The following is a 17,637-nucleotide window of genomic DNA, read 5'->3' as shown; positions in this document are numbered from 1 at the left end:
GCGGCGCTGACCAGGCACCGCGCACGGAGCTGCTCGGCGGTCCGGATCAGCACCCGCCGCGGCCTCGATCCGGCTCGGCGATCCGCAGCGGTACGTCGTCCTCCCGTCATTCCGAGTGCCCGCCGCCCGGGTCCCGCGGCGGCGGGCGATCCCGTCAGCGGGGCGGGTGCGCGGCGCGCCAATGGTCGGCGATGTCGATCCGCCGGGTCAGCCACACGCCCTCGTGGGAGCGCACGTAGTCCAGGAATCGGGCCAGCGACGCGGCCCGCGCGGGCTTGCCGACTATGCGGCAGTGCAACCCGACCGACAGCATCTTCGGCGCGCCGGCCACCCCTTCGGCGTACAGCACGTCGAAGGCGTCGCGCAGATACGCGAAGAACTCCTCGCCGTTGGCGAAGCCCGCGGGGGAGGCGAACCGCATGTCGTTGGTTTCCAGGGTGTACGGAATCACCAGGTGATCGGTGTCCGCGACCCGCACCCAATAGGGCAGGTCGTCCGCGTAGGAGTCCGAGTCGTAGGCGAAGCCGCCGTGCTCGACGATCAACTCCCGGGTGTACGGGGAATCGCGCCCGGTGTACCACCCGCGCGGCGGCGCGCCGAAGAGCTTGGTGATGATCGCGACGGCCTCCGCCAGATGCGCGCGCTCGGTCTCGCGATCGCTCATCTGATACGAGATCCAGCGTAGGCCGTGACAGGCGATCTCGTGGCCCAGGCGGGAGAAGGCCGCCACCACCTCGGGGTTGCGCTCGAGCGCGCGGGCCACCCCGAAGACGGTCAGCGGGATGTCCCGCTCCTCGAACAGCCGCAGCACCCGCCAGACCCCCGCCCGGGACCCGTACTCGTAGATCGTCTCCATCGACTGGTGCCGATTCGGAAACGATTGGGCGGGAACGATATCGGAGAGGAAGGTCTCCGAGCCCGCGTCGCCGTCGAGCACATTGTTCTCCCCGCCCTCCTCGTAGTTGAGGACGAAGTTCACCGCGATGTTCGCATTGCCGGGCCAGTGCGGATGCGGGGGATTCGGGCCGTATCCGACCATGTCCCGGGGGTAGTCGAGATCGAAATCGCTCATCGGCGTTCCTCCTGTCCGTCCGCGAAGTACTGCGCGCGCAGGCGATCTCGCGCGTCGGCGGTGAGATTCCCGATCAGCCGCAGGCGCGCCAGCCCGCCGTCGGGGAAGGCGTCCAGGCGCACCGCGGTGACCGGCGTCGCCGACTCGATCGCGAAACGATGCCGGGTGTCGGGCTGTAGCACGGTGCGCGGCAACAGCTCCACTTCGGACCCTTCGGCCGTGATCCCGGTCAGCGCGGCCGCCCCGGGACTGTTGTACAGGAAGTACGAGGTGTCGATCTCGGCCAGGGTGAGCACACCCGCCCCGGCCAGGCGCACCAGCACCCAGTCGTTGCTGTCGCGGTCGCGCCGCCGCGCGGTCTCCCAGCCCTCGCCCATGCTGCGCGCCGGACCGGGCATGAGCAGTTGCTGCGGATGGGAGTAGAACCGATTCGAGCAGTCCTGTACGAGACCGCCGTGCTCGAGCGCCGCCAGGTCGAAGGGGCCCGAATCCAGCAGCAGCGGATCGGGTGTCGCGATGCCGTGCACCCGCAGCCGGGCGACGCCGCCGTCGGGGAAGATGCGCAGGCGCACGTGGGTCCAGCGCCGGGACGATTCGACCGGGAACGGATTGCGCGCGTCACCGAGCACCTCGGAGCGTTCCACGATGGTGGTCCAGTCGGTGCGCGCGGCCAGTTCGGCGGCGGACGGATAGCCCTGCACCGCAAGGGCTTCCACCGATGCCTCCGGGGGATAGTTGCCCTTGAACCACGCGGTGTCCACCACGATCCCGTGAATGATCCCCGGCACGCCCAGTCGCACGATCGCGGTGTCGCAGTCCGATTTCGCGGGGGCGTCACCGCCCGCGCCGCGCCGCCGCCGGGTCTCCCACCCGTCGTACACCTGCCCCCTGTGCCCGAAAGTCGCGGGCGCGTACACCGATTCCGTTGCCCGGACGAGATTTTCCTTCTCCGCGAACGACTCGTCGTTCGCCCACACCACCGCACCACCCAGGGTGCGCACCGCCAAATCGGGCAGCAGCGTGAAATCAGTCTCGCTCATAGCGCCGGAATCTTCCTCTCTCGCAATTGACGCAGCACCTCGACGGTGGCCGCCGGGGTCAGCGCTGTCACCTCATCGGCCTCGATCGCCCCGCAGTCCAGTCCGCGCAGCACGACCGTGGCCAGGGCCTGGGCGGTGGCGGGTTCGTCGACCACCGCCCCGCCGCTGCGCTCCAGATACCGCCCGATCCGGGGCGCGGCCACCTCGAGCGCGCTCCGATAGAAGGCGATGGTCGCCAGCCAGCGCGTGACCAGGTGCCCGGCCCCCATGTCCCAGCCCTGGTAGTAGCCCCGTTCCAGCGATCGGGTGACCAGCCGGTAGTGCCGGGCCAGCGCCTCGCGCACCTGCACGTCGGAGCCGATCGGCAGCACCTGGGTGGAGCCGTCGCACACCCACACCCCGGTCTGCGCGGCGGCTGCCTGCATGACCGCCTTGGCGTGGTCGGCGACCGGATGCTCCAGGGACTGGAACTGCGGGGCGATACCGCAGGCGGCGCTGTAATCGTAGGTGCCGTAGTGCAATCCGGTGCAGCGCCCGGCCGAGAGCGCGATGGCCCGGGCCACCGTGGCGGTGCCGTCGGCGGCGATGACAGCCTGCGGACTCTCGATCTGCAACTCGAATCGCAGGGACCGCTCGGGCAGCCCGTGCGCGGATTCCATGGCCTGGCACAGCAGTACGGCCGCCTCGGCCTGTTCGGCCGCGCGAATCTTGGGCAGGGTGAACACGAATCCGGGCGGCACCCCGCCCGCGCCCTCCAGCACCTTCTCCAGCGTGCGCACCGAGCGGCCCCATTCGGCGGGGGTGAGCCCCTTGGTGCGAATGCCGCGCGAGCGGACCTGTTCCGGCAGCGCGGCCAGTACCGCGCCCGCGCGCACGGCGTCCCGGTCCTCGACCTCGTCCGCGCGCGTACCGTAGCCGTCCTCGAAGTCCAGCCGCAGATCCTGAATCGGCCTGGCGCCCAGCATCGTCCGGGTGCGCGCCAGCGCCTGCGCCCCGCCCAGTTCGGTGAGCAGTTCACCGTGCCCGGCGGCCAGCTCGATCGCCGCCGCACCCCACTGCCCCGGCAGCCCGGCGTCCGCCTCGGCCGCGCTCACGTACGCGGTGTGGATGGGCTGGCCGGACCGATCACCCGGATAGCGCTGTGCCAGTTCGGAATCGAGGGCCCGGATGCGGCCTTCGAGATTGCCCAGCACATACGACGGCAAACTCACGCGCGCGGCTCCTTGTCATCGGTGGAGAATTCGGCGAGCAATCCGGTATACCGCTTGGGCAGCGGCGCGGCGTACTCGCCGCGCCCGGATTTGCGCAGCCCCATGGTGACCAGCGACTGCACGGTCAGCGTCGCCGCCGCGACCCCGTCCACCACCGGCACGCCCGTCTCCCGGGTCAGGTACTCGCACAGATCCGCCATGCCCGCGCAGCCCAGCACGATGGCGTCCGAGCCGTCCGCCGCCACCGCTTCGCGGCACGCGTCGGCGATCACCGTGCGTGCCTTGGGATCCTCCAGTTCCAGCACCGGGATCTCGCACGCGTGAATGCCCAGGCAGAACCGTGCCATGCCGTACCGTTCGGCCAGTTCGGCGGCCCGCCCGCGCGTGCGGGCCAGGGTGGTGACCACGCTGAACCCGCGCCCGAGATGGCTCGCGGTCTGCATGGCGGCCTCCGCGACGCCGATCACCGGCCCGCGCGCCAGTTCCCGGGCCGCGTCCAATCCTGGGTCGCCGAAACACGACAGGACGTACCCGTCCACGCCCTCGGCCTCGCCGCGCGCGATCTCCGCGAGCAATCCGGGTACCGCGAGCGCCTCGTCGTAATGACTCTCGATCGAGGCCGGGCCCATGGCCGGGTGCACCCCGTCGACCAGGGTGCCCGGTGCGGCGACCGCACGCGCCGCCGCGGCGGCCATGACTGTCATGGCCGCCGTGGTATTGGGATTGATTACTCGAATGAGAATGTGTCTCACCTACTTTCGATCGTCTCCGGGGTCGTGATGCGCAGTGGTCCGCGGGTGGCCAGCAGGTAGTAGCAGCCCAGTGCCAGGCCGCAGCCGATGAACCAGCTGTACTGCGCCGCGGTGTACATCCCGGTGATACGGCCCGAGGTCAGCACCGGGAAGACCGCCACCAGCGCGCCGATGATCGTCGTGGCGACCGCGGCCGGATTGTATCCACCCCGGTACCAGTAGGTTCCGCTCCTGGACATGGTGAACAGCTCGTCCACCGCGACCCGCTGTTTGCGCACCAGGTAGTAGTCGGCGATCAGGACGCCGAACAGCGGTCCGATGAACGCGCCGAGCGTTTCCAGGGTGTAGTGGATGACATCGGGATTGTTGTACAGGTTCCACGGCGTGATGAGCACCGACCCGATCGCGGCGATCATGCCGCCCATGCGCCAGCTGATGCGCTGCGGGCTCACGTGCGAGAAGTCGAAGGCGGGGGAGATGAAGTTGGCCACGATATTGATGCCGATGGTGGCGATGGTGAAGGTCAGCGCGCCGAGCACGATCGCGAAGGTGTTGTCGATGCGCGCCACGGTCGCCACCGGATCGGTGATGAGCTCGCCGTACACCGGAATGGTCAGCGACGCGGTGACCACCACGAGCAGCGAGAACACCAGGAAGTTCACCGGCAGCCCGAGCAGGTTGCCGCGCTTGACCGCCGCGAAAGTGCGCCCGTACCTGGAGAAGTCGCCGAAGTTCAGCATCGGGCCGGAGAAGTACGACACCACCAGCGCGATCGCGCCCAGCATCACCGGCACCGCCGACCAGCCCGTCAGGGTGACCCGCTGGCCCATGTTCAGATCGATTCCGCTCCAGCCGGCCTTGTAGATCAGGTAACCGCACAGGATGAACATCACCACGTAGACCGCGGGCCCGCAGAAGTCGATGAATCTGCGAATCGATTCCATGCCGCGCCAGAACACCGCCGCCTGCAATACCCACAGGATCAGGTAACTCGCCCAGCCCAGCGCCGATAATCCGAGAAATCCGTAATCGGCGACCACCGCGTACGGCGCCAGGTCCGGAAACAATTTGATCAATGCCACATTCAGCGCCGCCGAGGCGAGAAAGGTTTGAATGCCGTACCAGGCCACCGCGATCAGGCCGCGAATAATGGCCGGGATATTGGCGCCCAGCACCCCGAACGCACTGCGGCACATGACCGGATAGGGCACGCCCGTCACCTGACTGGGCTTGGCCACCAGGTTGCACAGCCCGTACACGATGGTGATGCCCACGACCAGCGCGACCAGCACCTGCCAGCTGTGCAGGCCGAGCGCGAACAGGCTGCCCGCGGTGACGTAGCCGCCGACCGAGTGCACATCCGACATCCAGAAGGCGAAGATGTTGTAGGTGCCCCACGTCTGCTTTTTCAGCGGCGCGAGGTCGTCGTTGACGAGCCGCGGGTCGTAGTCCGGAACACCGGTCGCTACGGGGGTCTGCACACTCGGTAATTCCGGCGCAACGGTATCGGTCATGTCGCACATCCGATCTCGAAATGTTCCGGCATCGCGGAACGTCGTGTGCGAAACGGTACTGAGCGGGTATTGCCCCGGCGTTGCGAAAACTATATATCTTTCGGCGGCGTCGAATCTGCGAACAATCCGGTATCGGTGGGCAGTCGCGACAGTACTCCGTGCAGGCGCGTGTGATGCGCGGCGGTGGCCGCCAGCAGGGCCTGCGCGTCCCCGGCCACGAAGGCGGCCAGCTGCCGGCTGTGGTCGGCGTGCAGCACCACCCGGTCGCCCGCGGAGGCGTGCACCATGGGCTGCACCGGTTCGGTGATGTTCCAGGCGTATTCGAGCATGTGCAGCACCCGCGGCATGCCGGAGGGCCGCACCAGCGCGAGGTGGAATTCCCGGGTCTCGCGGTGATAGGCGACCGCGTCCTGGGCCAGTGCGGCCTGTTCGAGCCGGGCATGGGTCGCGGTCGCCAGGTCGTGATCGGCCGCGGTGGCCCGCCGGACCGCGGCCGCCAGCGCGGCGGTCTCGAGGCTCTCGCGCACCACATAGAGTTCGCGCAGCTCGGCGGCGGTCAGCAGGGTGACCTGGTAGCCGAAATTGGCCTTGTGCTCGACCAGGCCCTCGCCGATCAGCACCTGCAGCGATTCGCGGACCGGAATCACGCTCACCCCGAACGCGCGCGCCAGCTCGCCCAGCGGCAGTCCGGCGCCCGGGGGCAGGTTGCCCTCGCGGGTCAGCCGGCGCAGTTCGTTCAGGATCTCGGGCTGCGAATAGCCGCGTTTGGCGTCTTCGGCCGGGGTGAAGGTCGGCAGTACGGGTAGCCGCGGGCGCGGAGGCATCGGACCACGGTAGCGGTCCGATGGATTTTTCACAGTTCGGAGGCGTCGTATCCCAGGGCCTTGAGGGCCAGCTCGTGCAGGGTCGTGCGTTCGCGCGGGGTGAGGCGCACCAGCAGCGCGTCGGTGGCCGCGGCGATACGCACATCGGTCTCGAGGCGTTTGCGGTCGCCGGCGGGGGTCAGCGCCAGCCGGTACTTGCGCCGATCCTGGGCGTCGCGGGTGCGGCTGACCAGACCCGCCTTCTCCAGGGTGTCGATGAGCCGGACCACTTCGCTGCGGTCGATGGCCAGGGCGTCGGCCATGTCCTGCTGGGTGATCTCGGTGAATTCCGCGAGGTAGGTCAGCACCCAGTGTTCGCGCAGTTCGGTGCCGAGCTCGGCGTGCACGCCCTTGTGCAGCTTCCCGAGGGCGTACGTGGGATATCGCAGCAGGCCCCGGGGGTGGTAGTCGCGGTCGTCGGTCACCCGCCGATTATATCTATTGTTGAGTTACTCAATCATTGTTAGCCTCAGCAGTGGAGGAACTCAATCACAACCGTAGGAGGGGTCCGATGACGCGTATGCGTTCGGATACCAATGCCCCCAACGACTTTCAGGAAGAGACTGCGGATCCGGACCGGATTCCGTCCCATGTGTGGCGCACCGCCGCGGTGGTGGTCTTCGGCGCGGTCATGGGCATGCTCGACACCTCGCTGGTGAACATCGGCCTGCACACCATCGGCGCGGACCTGCGCGCCGATCTGGCCACGATTCAATGGGTGGCCAGCGGATACCTGCTCGCCCTCGGTGTTTCGCTGACCCTGTGCGGCTGGCTGGCCCGGCGCGTGGGCGTCGGGCGGCTGTGGCTCATGGCCCTGGCCGGCTTCACCGTCGCCTCGGCGGCCTGCGCCTTCGCGCCGACCGCGGGCTGGCTCATCGCGCTGCGCATCGTGCAGGGCCTGGCCGCCGGGGTCATGATTCCGGCCGGGCAGACCATCCTCGGACAGGCCGCCGGACCCGCGCGCATGGGCCGGGTCATGGGCGTGGTCGGCATCGCGGTGGTCGGCGCGCCCGCGCTCGGGCCGACCATCGGCGGGCTGATGCTGGCCCACTGGAACTGGGAATGGCTGTTCCTGATCAACATTCCGTTCGGGCTCGTCGGACTGGCCCTGGGCTTTCGCTACCTGCCGCTGGGCAAGGGCGCGCCCGTGCAGCGGCTCGACCTCGCGGGCCTGGCGCTGGCCGCCGGTGGTGTGACCGCCGTGGTCTACGGACTGTCCGAACTCGCGGTCGACACCGCGTCGGCGCTGGTGACGGTCTGGCTCCCGATCGTCCTCGGCCTGGCCGCGCTCACGGGATTCGTGCTGCGCACCGCGCGCAGCGCCCGCCCACTGCTGGACGTGCGCATGTTCACCGATCGGATCTTCGCCGCGGCCAATACCGCAGGCTTCTTCGCGGGCGCGTCCATGTTCGGGGTCATGGTGTTGCTGCCCCTGTACTTTCAGGTGTTGCAGGGCCACGGCCTGATTCGCACCGGACTCTCGCTCATGGCGTTCGGGATCGGCGGGGTGGTGACCGCGCCGCTGGGCGGGCGGCTCGCCGATCGGTTCGGCGGCGGCGTGATCGCGGTCGGCGGCAATCTCGCGGTCGCGGTCACCATGGCCCCGTTCGCCTTCCTGCCCGCCGACGCCGATGTGGTCCTGGTGCAGGCGCTGCTGTTCGCGGCCGGGGTGGCGACCGCGCTGGCCGGATTCCCGCTCATCGCGGCCGCCTACGCCGCCGTGCGGCCCGAGCAGCTGCCCGACGCCGCGGCCTTCGTCAACATCCTGCAGCGGGTCGGCGGCGCGGTCGGCGTGGCCGTGATCGCGGTGATCCTTTCCCGCGCAACGGCATCGCGGTGGGACCTGGTTTCGGGCTACCACCTGGCCTTCGGCGCGGTCACGGCGATGTCGGTAGGCTCGGCGGTGGCGTCGACCGTCCTGCGCCGCCATCAGCGACGCTAGTCACGATCGCGGATGCCCCGCCCGGGATTATTCGGGTGGGGAAGTGGGTTCTACCCAAGCCGAAATGACACTCTTCGTGAAGGAGGCGGCGTGAGCGACACGCGCAAGGCGATTCTGGCCGGTGGCTGTTTCTGGGGCATGCAGGATCTGATCCGCAAGCAGCCGGGGGTGCTCGAGACGCGAGTGGGTTACACCGGCGGCAGCAATGATCGCCCCACCTACCGCAACCACCCGGGCCACGCCGAGGCCGTGGAGATCGTCTACGACCCGGCCGTCACCGACTACCGGGCGCTGCTGGAGTTCCTGTTCCAGATCCACGATCCGACCACCCTGGACCGCCAGGGCAACGACATCGGCTCGAGCTACCGCTCCGCCATCTTCTACCTCGACGAGGACCAGAAGCGGGTCGCGCTCGAGACGATCGCCGACGTCGAGGATTCGGGCCTGTGGCCCGGCAAGGTGGTGACCGAGGTGACGCCCGCGAGCACGTTCTGGGATGCCGAGCCCGAGCACCAGGACTACCTCGAGCGCTACCCCGAGGGGTACACCTGCCACTTCCCGCGCCCGGGCTGGAAGCTGCCCAAGCGGCAGTCGACCTCCAGCTGACGCGGGGCCCGGATCCGGCGGTTTCATCCGCCGGGCCCGGCCGGTAGTCCGGGCCGCCGGTTCATCCGAACCGGCGGCCCGTTGCGTTGGCTCACCGGGCCGCACGTGCGCTCGGCCGAACGGGTCCGGGCACCTGCGTCCGGTGGAGTCCGGCACGCCCGTTCCAGTGGAGCGCCCGCGTCGGCTCGGGTGACCTGTCGCGCCGATTGCAGTGCAGTGCTTCGTGTCTGCTCCGGTGGATAGCTCGCGCGGGTTCAGCGGTGTGCTCGCGCTGGCGCATGTGGAACTCCCTCGTCGAGGCGCGCTTTCGGGCGAGATCTCCCTCGAACACGGTGGCGCCCGGCCGAAGCGGTGCCCCGCACCGCCTCCGGACGCATGCCGCGATGGCGAAGGGATCATCCGGACACGGCGCTAGGCTCGACCCCGTGCCGACGCTGCTGCTGATCCACCACACGCCGTCCCCGCATATGCAGGAGATGTTCGAGGCGGTGGTGGCCGGGGCCACCGACCCCGAGATCGTCGGCGTCGACGTCGTGCGGCGGGCGGCGCTCGCGGTGACCGCGAGCGATGTGCTCGCCGCCGACGGCTATCTGCTCGGCACGCCCGCCAACCTGGGCTACATGTCCGGCGCGCTCAAGCACGCGTTCGACACCTTCTACTACCCCTGCCTCGATTCCACCGGTGGCCGCCCGTACGGGCTGTACATCCACGGCAATCAGGGCACCGAGGGGGCCGAGCGCAGCGTGCTCGCCGCCGCCACCGGGCTCGGGTGGGAGCCGGGCGCGGCGCCGGTGATCCTGTCCGGGCCGCCGGGCAAAGCCGATCTGGAACGGTGCTGGGAACTCGGGGCGACCCTGGCCGCCCAGCTCATGCCGTGACCGCCACCGCGGTAGCGATTCTGGTGGCCGGGGCGCTCGTCGCGGCCGCGCTGCTGGCCTGGCCGCGCACGCGGCGCTCGGTGACGACCCCCGCCGAGCGGGCCGTGCACGCCGCCCTGCACACCGCCGCGCTCGCGGCAAAGCCGCTGCGCCGCGGGCTCACCGTGGAATCGGCCGAGGCGGCCGCGCCGCATCTGCGTGCGCTCACCGGGGCCGAGGCGCTCGGTATCGCGGGCCCGGACGGTGAGCTATTGGCTTGGGACGGAAAGCATTTCGGGCTGTCCGAGGTCTTCGGCTCCGCCGCCCGGCGTGCGATTACGGGAGAGCGGTCGGTCCTGATCCCCGGCGACGACGGATACACCCTCATCGTCCAGCCGTTGGTGAGCGAGCACAGCGGCATGGTCGGCGCGATCGGTGCGGTGACCCGCGAACAGCCCGGTCCCGGTCTGCTCGGCGCGGTCGCCGAAGTCGCCCGATACGCCTGCGGCCAGATCGAATTGGCCGAACTCGACGCCTCGCGCGCCCGCCTGGACCGCGCCGAGGTTCGCGCGCTGCGGGCGCAGATCAGCCCGCATTTCATCTACAACGCGCTCAACACCATCGCCTCGTTCGTGCGCACCGATCCGGCTCGCGCCCGCGAACTCATCCTCGATTTCGCGGACTTCACCAGGTACTCCTTCCGCACGGCGGGCGAATTCACCTCCCTCGCCGACGAATTGGGCAACATCGACCGCTACCTCGCGCTCGAGCGCGCCCGCTTCGGCGACGCCCTGCGCGTGCGGCTGCAGATCGCACCCGAGGTGCTGACCGTGGTGCTGCCGTTCCTGGCCCTGCAGCCCCTGGTCGAGAACGCCGTCCGGCACGGCCTGGCGGGCAAGCCCGGCGGCGGCACGCTCAGCATCCTGGCCGAGGACGCCGGCGCGGACTGCGTCATCAGCGTCGAGGACGACGGGGTCGGCATGGATCCCGAACTGCTGCGCTCGGGCGCGCTCGACGCCGTCGAAACGGGCTCCGGCACCGCCGAATCCGCCCACGTCGGCCTGGCCAACGTCGACGACCGGCTGCGGGCGGCCTTCGGCGACGACTACGGCCTGGTGGTCGAGACCGCACCGGGATCCGGCACCAAGGTCAGCATGCGGGTGCCCAAGTTCCGCGCGGGCATCCGCGCCTGAATCGTCCGTATCGCCCGGGCTATTCCGTTCGCTGCCGTTACTATGTACCGACTGTGACCAGGACCAGCGAGAACTCCGCCGGCGCGCTGCGCGTGCTCGCCGTCGACGACGAATCCCCGGCCCTGGACGAGCTGGTCTACCTGCTGCGCGCCCAGCCCGGCATCGGCGAGATCCACGCCGCGGGCAATGCCACCGGCGCCCTGCGGCTGCTGCGCGCCCACCAGATCGACGCGGTCTTCCTCGACATCAACATGCCCGGTCTGGACGGCCTCGAACTCGCGGGCATCCTCACCGAGTTCGCGCGCCCGCCCGCGGTGGTGTTCGTGACCGCCCACGAGGACCGAGCCGTCGCCGCCTTCGATCTCGGCGCGGTCGACTACCTGCTCAAACCCCTGCGCGAGGCCCGCCTGGCCGAGGCGATCCGCCGCATCGCCGCCGCCCGCGCCCAGCCCGCTCCCGCCGCGGTCGCCCCCGACCCGCACGAGGTCATCCCCGTCGAGCTCGGCGGCGCGACCACCCTGGTCCCGCGCGCCGGCGTCAGCTGGGTCGAGGCCGACGGCGACTATTCCCGCCTGCACACCACGACCGGCTCCCACCTGGTCCGCATCCCCCTCTCCGAACTCGAATCCCGCTGGCAAGACGCTGGTTTCGTACGCATCCACCGCTCCTACCTGATAGCCCTGCGCCTGGTGACCGGCCTGCGCACGGTAGGCACCGGCACGGTGGTCTGCCTCCAAGCCGAAGGCACCGCCCGCGCGGTGGAGCTCCCCGTGAGCCGCCGCCAGGTCCGCGACCTGAAACAACGCCTCCTCCACCCCCGCCCCGGCCGATGACCCCCGCTCCCCACCGCCCCGGCCCAACGCCCGCGATGTCATCCCGCGCCCACGGCCTGCCGATCGCCCGGCTGCTTGTCGGGCTTCGTGATCTGCGGTGCGGTGAGGCCAGGACGACTCCCGTGACGGCGCACGGCGGGGTACGGACGACCGCCGCGGCGTCGTCACGCATCCATGGCGCGCAGACCCCCGCGCAACCCGACGGACCCCGCGCATGACGGGGGAGCAGCGGCCGCGGGAGCGGGTCGTGCTGGCGGAGAGGCGGGGTGCGCGGCTCGTGCGGACCCGGGTCGAGGTGGCCGAGCAGACCGAGATCGGGGCGGCCATGATCGGGGGGTTGATCCGGGCGCAGTTCGGGCTGGCGGTGCGGGTCGCGTTGGTCGTGGTGGGGGTGTTGGGAGCGTTGCCCTTGTTGTTCACGTTGGGGCCGCTCGGGGCGGCGACGGTTTTCGGGGTGCGGGCGCCGTGGCTGCTGCTCGGGGTCGCGGTGTATCCGCTGCTGTACGCGGCGGGGCGGGTCTTCGTCCGGCTCTCCGACCGCAACGAGCAGGACTTCGGCGAATTGACCGGGGACTGAGGTGAACTCGCAACCGGTGTCAGGGCTGACCGTGGCGGCGCTGCTGCTCGCGGCGTTCGCCAGCATCGCCATCGGCGTCTACGGCGTGCGCCTGGCCCGCACCACCTCGGACTTCCTGGTGGCCTCGCGCTCGGTTGGCCCGCGCTGGAACGCGGCCGCCATCTCCGGCGAATACCTCTCGGCCGCATCGTTTCTCGGCGTGGCCGGGCTGATCGCCAAATACGGCGCCGACGCCCTGTGGTACCCGGTCGGCTTCACCGCGGGCTACCTCGGACTGCTGCTGTTCGTGGCCGCGCCGCTGCGCCGTTCCGGGGCGTACACCATGCCGGACTTCGTGGAGTTCAGGCTCGGCTCGCGGCCGGTGCGCAAGCTCGCCGCCCTGGTCGTCGTGCTCATCTGCGCGGTTTACCTCATCCCGCAATTCCAGGGCGCGGGCCTGACACTGCGGATCCTGCTGGGTGTTCCGGGCTGGGTGGGCGCGGTCGCGGTGGGCGCCATCGTCATCGGCACCGTGGCCGGCGGCGGCATGCGCTCGATCACCTTCGTGCAGGCCTTCCAATACTGGCTCAAACTGACGGCCATCGCGATCCCGGCGCTGGTGCTGCTGGCCCATTTCCTCGGCTCCGATCGCGAGATCGGCTCGCCCGCACCGCCGATCGTCGCCCAGCGCACCACCGTCGACATCACCACCGGCGTGGTGGTGCGCCTGGACGAGCCGCAGCGGCTGTGGGTCGAGGGCACCCTGGACGACCGGCCGATCGCGGACACCGTCCTGCTGCCGCCTGGCGAGCACGAGTTCGGCGCGGGCAGCACCCTGGTCCTGGATCCGGGCGCGCGCGTCCCGGTGGTCGTCGGCGCACCCGGCTCCGGCGCGGAATGGCTCGCTCCCGGTGGCGGACTCGGCGGCCCGCACCCGCTCTACCAGGTCTACTCGCTGATCATCGCGACCTTCCTGGGCACCATGGGCCTGCCGCACGTCCTGGTGCGCTTCTACACCAACCCCGACGGACGAGCCGCGCGCACAACGGCTTCCGCGGTGATCGGCCTGGTCGGCTTCTTCTACCTGTTCCCCGTACTGCTGGGCGTGTGCGCGCGGCTGTACGTCCCGCAATTGCTGATCACCGGGGCCTCCGACGCGGCGGTGCTGCTGCTGCCCGGTTCGGTCCTGTCGGGACTGCCGGGCCAACTGCTGGGCGCCCTGGTCGCCGCGGGGGCGATCGCCGCGTTCCTGTCCACCTCCTCGGGCCTGCTGGTCAGCATCGCGGGCGTGCTCGGCACCGACGTCCTGCGGGGTCGCATTCGCGACTTCCGCCTGGCCGCGATCGTCGCCGGCGTTGTCCCACTGGTGCTTTCGCAGGCGGTGACCGCCCTGGACCTGTCCCGATCGGTCGGCCTGGCCTTCGCCGTGGCCGCCTCCACCCTGTGCCCGCTGCTGCTGCTCGGCATCTGGTGGCGCGGGTTGACCGCCACCGGCGCGGCGGCGGGCCTGCTGGTCGGCGGCCTCCTGTCGGGCGGCGCGACGGTGGTGTCGGTGCTCGGCGGCGTCCCCGGCGATCTCGCGGGTGGCTGGCTCGCGGCCGTGCTGAGTTATCCGGCCGCGGTCAGCGTGCCCCTGGCCACGATCGCGATGATCCTGGTCAGCCTGGCGACCGATCGGCAATCCGAGCGCACCATCGGCCGCGTCTTCATTCGCATGCACGCCCCCGAACCGCTGGGCATGGGCGCGGACCGCGAACGCGGCCTGCGTTCGGCGTGATCACCGCCGCGACCGGGTGATCGTCGCCCAACCGTTCGTCGCGCGAACCCGACCGTTCACCGCACAGCCCGGCACCTTCACCGAGTGAGCCAGGCCACACCATGTTTCGCGCCCGCCGACCTCGATACCGTTCCCGGTAGTAAGCCACATCACACGCTAGGAACACCGATGAGCAGTATCGAACTCGGGAAGGGTGAGCCCCCGCACACCCCGACCGCAGCGGACTTCGTCGCCGCCCAAGCCAGTCCGCAGTTCCAGGAATTGCGAAACCGGCTGCGCCGCTTCGTTTTCCCCATGACCGGACTGTTCCTGGCCTGGTACGTGGTGTACGTGCTGCTCGGCGCGTACGCCCACGACCTGATGGCCACCGAGGTATTCGGCAACATCAACGTCGGCCTGCTGCTGGGCCTGGGCCAGTTCGTGTCCACCTTCGTGATCACCGCGCTGTACGTGCGCTTCGCCGATCGTGAACTCGACCCCCGGGCCGCCGCGCTGCGCGCCGAGCTGGAAGGAACCAAGTGATGAGCCTGCTGTCCAGCGGCGAAACGGTCGGCAGTCCGATCGCCAACATCTCCATCTTCGCGGTCTTCGTCGCGGTCACCATGGTCGTGGTGATCCGCGCCAGCCGCAACAACTCCAGCGCCGCGGACTTCTTCACCGCGGGCGGCGGCTTCTCCGGCCCGCAGAACGGCATCGCCATCGCGGGCGACTACCTTTCGGCCGCCAGCTTCCTCGGCATCGCCGGCGCCATCGCGGTCTACGGCTACGACGGCTTCCTGTACTCCATCGGCTTCCTGGTGGCCTGGCTCGTCGCCCTGCTGCTGGTAGCCGAAATGCTCAGGAACACCGGCAAATTCACCATGGCCGACGTGCTGAGCTTCCGGCTCAAGCAGGGCCCGGTGCGCACCGCGGCCGCCCTGTCCACCCTCGCGGTGTCGCTGTTCTACCTGCTCGCGCAGATGGCGGGCGCCGGTGGCCTGGTGGCGCTGCTGCTCGACATCGATTCGCGCGCCGGGCAATCGGTGGTCATCGCTGTCGTCGGCGTACTCATGATCCTGTACGTGCTCATCGGCGGCATGAAGGGCACCACCTGGGTACAGATCATCAAGGCGGTGCTGCTCATCACGGGCGCCGCCGTCATGACCTTCATGGTGCTGGCCAAGTTCGGCTTCAACCTCTCCGAAATCCTCGGCTCCGCACAGCAGCACGTCTCCGAGTCGACCAACAAGGCCGTCGCCGCCCGCGACGTGCTCGCCCCCGGCGCGCAGTACGGCGGCAGCGAGACCTCCAAGCTGAACTTCGTCTCCCTGGGCCTGGCCCTGGTACTGGGCACCGCCGGCCTGCCGCACGTGCTCATGCGCTTCTACACCGTCCCGACCGCGAAAGAGGCTCGCCGCTCGGTGGTCTGGGCCATCGGCCTCATCGGATCGTTCTACGTGTTCACCCTCGTGCTGGGTTACGGCGCGGCCGCCATCGTCGGGCCGGACAAGATCCTGGCCGCGGCCGGCGGGCAGAACTCCGCGGCTCCGCTGCTGGCCTTCGAACTCGGCGGCGTGGTGCTGCTGGGCATCATCTCCGCGGTGGCGTTCGCGACGATTCTCGCGGTGGTCGCCGGCCTGACCATCACCGCCTCGGCCTCGTTCGCCCACGACATCTACGCCGGTGTCATCAAGCGCGGCAAGGTCGGTGAGGCCGAACAGGTGCGGGTCTCGCGCATCACCGCCGTGGTCGTCGGCCTGCTCGCCATCGGCCTGGGCATCCTGGCGAACGGGCAGAACATCGCCTTCCTGGTGGCGCTGGCCTTCGCGGTGGCCGCCTCGGCGAACCTGCCGACCATCCTCTACTCGCTGTTCTGGAAGCGCTTCAACACCTCCGGCGCCCTGTGGAGCATGTACGGCGGCCTGATCTCCACGATCGTGCTGATCGTCTTCTCCCCGGCGGTGTCCGGTTCCAAGACCGCCATGCTGCCGAGCCGGGACTTCGACTTCTTCCCGCTCTCGAACCCGGGCATCGTCTCGATCCCGCTCGCGTTCGTGCTCGGCATCGTCGGCACCTTCCTGAGCCGGACCCCCGAGGATCCGGACAAGGCCGCAGAGATGGAGGTGCGCGCCCTCACCGGCGTCGGCGCCGAGAAGGCCGTCTCGCACTGAAACACCCCGCCCCGCCGCCCTTTTCGAATGGAGACCCCAGCAATGACCAGCATGATGGAACGCGACCACGACGATCGGGCCGCCTATCCGCCCAGCGCCGAGTTCGCCGCCTCCGCCAATGCGAACCAGGCTCTCCTCGATCGGGCGGCGGCGGACCGGGAGGCCTTCTGGGCTGAACAGGCGAGCCGTCTGCACTGGGCCGAGCCGTGGAACCGCGTATTGGACTGGGACGACGCGCCTTTCGCCAAGTGGTTCGTCGGCGGCAAGCTGAACGTCGCCTACAACTGTGTGGACCGGCACGTGCTGGACGGGCACGGCGAGCAGGTCGCCATCCACTGGGAGGGCGAGCCCGGCGATTCGCGCGACATCACCTATGCGGATCTGCTGGCCGACGTATCCAGGGCGGCCAATCAATTCACGGCACTGGGCCTGCGAGCCGGTGACCGGGTCGCGGTGTACATGCCCATGGTTCCCGAAGCCATCGTCACCATGCTGGCCTGCGCACGACTCGGCCTGGTGCACTCGGTGGTCTTCGCCGGATTCTCCGCGGGCGCGCTGTGGAACCGAATCGAGGACGCGCAGGCGCGCCTGGTGGTGACCACCGACGGCCAGTGGCGGCGCGGTAAGGCCGCCCCGCTCAAGGAATCGGTCGACGAAGCGCTTGCCGGACAGGAGAACTCGCCGGTCGAGCACGTTCTGGTGGTGCGGCGCACCGGGATCGAGACCCCGTGGACGGCCGGGCGTGATCTCTGGTGGGACGAAACGGTTTCCGCCGCGTCGCCGGTGCACGAGGCGCAGGCGTTCGATGCCGAGCACCCGCTGTTCATCCTGTACACCTCCGGCACGACCGGTAAGCCCAAGGGCATCCTGCACACCTCGGGCGGGTACCTGACCCAGACCTCGTACACGCACCACAACGTGTTCGATCACAAGGCCGGGACCGACGTGTACTGGTGCACCGCCGATATCGGCTGGGTGACCGGGCACTCGTACATCGTGTACGGGCCGCTGTCCAACCGCGCGACCCAGGTCGTGTACGAGGGCACCCCGAACTTCCCCGACGAGCACCGGCACTGGCAGATCATCGAAAAGTACGGTGTGAGCATCTATTACACCGCTCCGACGCTGGTGCGCACGTTCATGAAATGGGGGCGGGAGATCCCCGACGCCCACGACCTGTCGAGCCTGCGGGTGCTGGGCAGCGTCGGCGAGCCGATCAACCCCGAAGCCTGGCGCTGGTACCGGGACGTGGTCGGCGCAGGCAAGACCCC

Annotated in this window: 17 protein-coding genes; 10 read left to right on the top strand and 7 right to left on the bottom strand. The window is 69.7% G+C overall.

The window, feature by feature from the left end; translation table 11 throughout:
- Window positions 1-154: 154 nt before the first annotated feature.
- The 7 genes from puuE to ABZ319_RS31090 all read right to left on the bottom strand — a co-directional run bounded on the left by puuE (window position 155) and on the right by ABZ319_RS31090 (window position 6,877).
- Window positions 155-1,072, bottom strand: a complete 918-nt coding sequence (puuE, locus tag ABZ319_RS31120) for an allantoinase PuuE (protein WP_354990089.1) — start codon at window positions 1,070-1,072, stop codon at window positions 155-157.
- Window positions 1,069-2,112, bottom strand: coding sequence for an allantoicase (gene alc, locus ABZ319_RS31115; protein WP_354990088.1), 1,044 nt, complete (start codon window positions 2,110-2,112; stop codon window positions 1,069-1,071). Before alc ends, puuE begins: the two co-directional genes overlap by 4 nt.
- Window positions 2,109-3,323, bottom strand: a complete 1,215-nt coding sequence (locus ABZ319_RS31110; RefSeq protein ID WP_354990087.1) for an aldolase/citrate lyase family protein — start codon at window positions 3,321-3,323, stop codon at window positions 2,109-2,111. Before ABZ319_RS31110 ends, alc begins: the two co-directional genes overlap by 4 nt.
- A complete protein-coding gene (locus ABZ319_RS31105; RefSeq protein ID WP_354990103.1) occupies window positions 3,320-4,066 on the bottom strand; it encodes an aspartate/glutamate racemase family protein in 747 nt (248 codons plus the stop codon). The genes ABZ319_RS31110 and ABZ319_RS31105 overlap by 4 nt, the downstream gene beginning before the upstream one ends.
- Before the next feature lie 5 nt (window positions 4,067-4,071).
- On the bottom strand, window positions 4,072-5,589 hold the full coding sequence (locus ABZ319_RS31100; RefSeq protein ID WP_354990086.1) for an NCS1 family nucleobase:cation symporter-1: 1,518 nt from the start codon (window positions 5,587-5,589) through the stop codon (window positions 4,072-4,074).
- Window positions 5,590-5,678: 89 nt separating this feature from the next.
- Complete coding sequence (locus tag ABZ319_RS31095) at window positions 5,679-6,413, bottom strand: GntR family transcriptional regulator (RefSeq protein ID WP_354990085.1); 735 nt, start codon at window positions 6,411-6,413, stop codon at window positions 5,679-5,681.
- 29 nt (window positions 6,414-6,442) lie between these two features.
- Window positions 6,443-6,877 (bottom strand): MarR family transcriptional regulator, encoded by a 435-nt coding sequence (locus ABZ319_RS31090; protein ID WP_354990084.1) that lies wholly within the window; start codon window positions 6,875-6,877, stop codon window positions 6,443-6,445.
- An 86-nt stretch (window positions 6,878-6,963) separates the two neighbouring features.
- Between ABZ319_RS31090 and ABZ319_RS31085 the strand changes: the two genes are divergently transcribed.
- The 10 genes from ABZ319_RS31085 to ABZ319_RS31040 all read left to right on the top strand — a co-directional run.
- Window positions 6,964-8,394, top strand: coding sequence for an MDR family MFS transporter (locus tag ABZ319_RS31085; protein ID WP_354990083.1), 1,431 nt, complete (start codon window positions 6,964-6,966; stop codon window positions 8,392-8,394).
- A gap of 90 nt (window positions 8,395-8,484) precedes the next feature.
- A complete protein-coding gene (msrA, locus tag ABZ319_RS31080) occupies window positions 8,485-9,000 on the top strand; it encodes a peptide-methionine (S)-S-oxide reductase MsrA (protein ID WP_354990082.1) in 516 nt (171 codons plus the stop codon).
- A gap of 425 nt (window positions 9,001-9,425) precedes the next feature.
- Window positions 9,426-9,878, top strand: a complete 453-nt coding sequence (locus ABZ319_RS31075; protein ID WP_354990081.1) for a flavodoxin family protein — start codon at window positions 9,426-9,428, stop codon at window positions 9,876-9,878.
- A gap of 17 nt (window positions 9,879-9,895) precedes the next feature.
- On the top strand, window positions 9,896-11,050 hold the full coding sequence (locus ABZ319_RS31070) for a histidine kinase (protein ID WP_354990102.1): 1,155 nt from the start codon (window positions 9,896-9,898) through the stop codon (window positions 11,048-11,050).
- 53 nt (window positions 11,051-11,103) lie between these two features.
- Window positions 11,104-11,883, top strand: a complete 780-nt coding sequence (locus ABZ319_RS31065; protein ID WP_354990080.1) for a LytTR family DNA-binding domain-containing protein — start codon at window positions 11,104-11,106, stop codon at window positions 11,881-11,883.
- Window positions 11,884-12,097: 214 nt separating this feature from the next.
- Window positions 12,098-12,460, top strand: a complete 363-nt coding sequence (locus ABZ319_RS31060; RefSeq protein WP_354990079.1) for a hypothetical protein — start codon at window positions 12,098-12,100, stop codon at window positions 12,458-12,460.
- Window position 12,461: 1 nt separating this feature from the next.
- Window positions 12,462-14,216 carry a cation acetate symporter gene (locus ABZ319_RS31055; RefSeq protein WP_354990078.1) on the top strand — a complete coding sequence of 585 codons (1,755 nt, stop codon included), beginning with the start codon at window positions 12,462-12,464 and terminating at the stop codon, window positions 14,214-14,216.
- Between the two features lie 168 nt (window positions 14,217-14,384).
- On the top strand, window positions 14,385-14,738 hold the full coding sequence (locus ABZ319_RS31050) for a DUF485 domain-containing protein (protein WP_354990077.1): 354 nt from the start codon (window positions 14,385-14,387) through the stop codon (window positions 14,736-14,738).
- The gene (locus ABZ319_RS31045) at window positions 14,738-16,366 is read left to right on the top strand and encodes a cation acetate symporter (RefSeq protein WP_354990076.1); all 1,629 of its coding nucleotides are present in this window, start codon (window positions 14,738-14,740) and stop codon (window positions 16,364-16,366) included. The genes ABZ319_RS31050 and ABZ319_RS31045 overlap by 1 nt, the downstream gene beginning before the upstream one ends.
- A 51-nt stretch (window positions 16,367-16,417) precedes the next feature.
- A partial coding sequence (locus ABZ319_RS31040; protein WP_354990101.1) for an AMP-binding protein occupies window positions 16,418-17,637 on the top strand: 1,220 nt, incomplete at its 3' end.

Source organism: Nocardia sp. NPDC005978 (assembly GCF_040614455.1).
Classification (GTDB): Bacteria; Actinomycetota; Actinomycetes; order Mycobacteriales; family Mycobacteriaceae; genus Nocardia.
This window is presented reverse-complemented; position numbering and strand designations above follow the sequence as displayed.